1 protein-coding gene is annotated in these 1752 nt (G+C 45.8%); it reads left to right on the top strand.

The features are described 5' to 3' along the window. Positions 1–133 precede the first annotated feature (133 nt). A complete protein-coding gene (locus tag FHQ30_RS12165; RefSeq protein ID WP_139612261.1) occupies positions 134–1639 on the top strand; it encodes a PTS transporter subunit EIIC in 1506 nt (501 codons plus the stop codon). Positions 1640–1752 lie beyond the last annotated feature (113 nt).

Raw genomic sequence — 1752 nt, 5'->3', positions numbered from 1 at the left:
TATATAATCGCCCCCTACTTTTACAATATTAATCGTGTGTTTTAACCTTTGTCAGCAGTCTGAGATGAACCAAGTGCGGTTCATCTTTTTGTTTTTCTTCTTAAACCTTTGTTCTTAAACTTTAGGAGTTGCTATGTTTAAAACACTACAAAAGATCGGCAAAGCCTTTATGCTGCCGATTGCGATTCTGCCTGCCGCCGGTCTGTTGTTGGGGATTGGCGGGGCACTCTCAAACCAAACCACGATATTAGCTTACCCGGTGTTGGATAATGCGTTGCTGCAAAGCATTTTTCAGGTGATGGCAGCGGCAGGTACGGTGGTATTTGCCAATTTAGCACTGTTGTTATGTATCGGATTGGCAATTGGATTGGCGAACCGTGATAAAGGCACGGCGGCGCTGGCAGCGGTGGTCGGCTATCTGATTATGGTGGGTACCATCAGTGCGTTGTTGAAAATTTTCACACCGGATGCCACGGGTATTGATACCGGCGTGATCGGCGCATTATTGATGGGATTGGCGGTAGTTTGGCTACACAACCGCTACCATAATATTCAATTGCCACAAATGCTCGGCTTCTTTGGTGGCTCGCGCTTCGTACCGATCGTGACGGCTTTTGTCGCGATTTTTGTCGGATTATTCTTCTTTTTAGTTTGGCCGACATTTCAAGGCTGGCTGGTCAGTGCCGGAGAAAGTATTGCCAAGATGGGCGCTATCGGCACTTTCTTCTACGGTTTCTTAATGCGCTTGTCCGGTGCAATCGGCTTACACCACATGATCTATCCATTGTTTTGGTACACTGAACTGGGTGGTGTGGAACAAGTGGCAGGAAGTGCGGTTGCCGGTGCGCAAAAAATCTTCTTCGCCCAATTGGCCGATCCGAATCATCAGGGCTTGTTTACTGAGGGAACACGCTTCTTTGCCGGACGTTTTGATACCATGATGTTTGGTTTGCCGGCGGCTTGTCTGGCAATGTATCACTGTGTACCGAAAGCCCGACGTAAACTGTTCGGCGGGCTATTCTTAGGTGTTGCCTTAACCTCATTTTTGACCGGTATCACTGAACCGATTGAATTTATGTTCCTGTTTGTCGCACCTTGGCTCTATGTGATCCACGCTTTCTTTGACGGCGTATCGTTCTACATTGCCGATATTCTTAATATTTCGATTGGCAATACGTTCTCCGGCGGTTTTATCGATTTCTTACTGTTCGGTATTTTGCAAGGCGATGCCAAAACCAACTGGATCCGAGTGGTGCTGGTCGGTGTGCCTTGGGCGATGTTGTACTATTTCACGTTCCGTTTCTTGATTATGAAATTTAACGTGATGACGCCGGGGCGTGATGACGACAGCCAAACGGAAGAGAACCAAAGTGCGGTTTCTGCCACGAGTAATCTGCATAGCGATGCAGTGAAAATCATTACCGCTCTTGGTGAAAAAGAGAATATCGAACACGTCGATGCTTGTATTACCCGTTTACGCGTGGCATTGAAAGATGTGAAAAAAGTCGATAAATCAACCCTGAAAAAAATTGGCGCGATTGATGTATTGGAAGTCGGCGGTGGTATTCAAGCGATTTTTGGTGCCAAAGCGGTATTGTATAAAAGCGAAGTCAATCAGATTTTAGGGTTGGAAGATTAAGTTTCCAAAACATACCCTAGTCTGCGATCATAAAAAACCTTGTGCTTGAAAACACAAGGTTCAGATCATTAACAAAGATATTTAATGAGGCAAGATACAAGGGGCGGATTATA

Origin of the sequence: Testudinibacter sp. 'clade 2', assembly GCF_006227735.1 — a bacterium.
Lineage (GTDB): Bacteria > Pseudomonadota > Gammaproteobacteria > Enterobacterales > Pasteurellaceae > Chelonobacter.
Note: the sequence above shows the minus strand (reverse complement) of the source record. Positions and strands in the feature narration are given on the sequence as shown.

Coding starts and splice junctions, on each gene's coding strand:
- FHQ30_RS12165 (WP_139612261.1), top strand. CDS start 134: ATGTTTAAAACACTACAAAAGATCGGCAAAGCCTTTATGCTGCCGATT.